Annotated in this window: 1 protein-coding gene; it reads right to left on the reverse strand. The window is 69.3% G+C overall.

The genetic code is table 11. From position 1 onward, the window contains the following. Positions 1-460: flavodoxin domain-containing protein (locus tag R1101_RS0125370; protein WP_016935868.1), on the reverse strand; the 460-nt coding region annotated here is incomplete at its 3' end. Positions 461-473: the final 13 nt, after the last annotated feature.

Here is a 473-nt window from a genome sequence, read left to right on the forward strand (position 1 = left end):
CGTCGCCGTAGTGTCCGCCCATCAGACGGAAGACGATCCGCCCCACTCCCGGCCAATCTCCGGGGGCGATGGCTCCTGCGAAGAAGCGGTGGTCGCGCACATCCGCGGACGAGCGGAGATCCTGGACCGCCTGTGGTTCAGGAGTCATCCGGCGCAGACGTCCCGCGAGCCGGGGCGACAGGGTCGTGCTCGTCGCCCCGACCGACGAGACCGAGAAGACCCACAGAGGCCGCCCTGCGAGTTCCGCGCGAAACCGGTCGACGGCTGCGGTGGCCTCGGGCAGCCATCGGCCGTTGTGGATCGCACTTCCGAGGATCAGAGCCTCGTACTTCCGCACCGAGTCGACCTCGGTCAACGCTCGAAGTTCCACCGCACCGCCACGCTCCAGCCCCGCAGCGATGCGCTCGGCGACCCCGCGCGTCGATCCTCCGGCGGTCGCGTAACCGACCAGGACGGACATGTCAGGCCTTTCG

The sequence above is a fragment of the Rhodococcus sp. R1101 genome, from assembly GCF_000278445.1.
GTDB classification, from domain to species: domain Bacteria; phylum Actinomycetota; class Actinomycetes; order Mycobacteriales; family Mycobacteriaceae; genus Rhodococcus; species Rhodococcus gordoniae.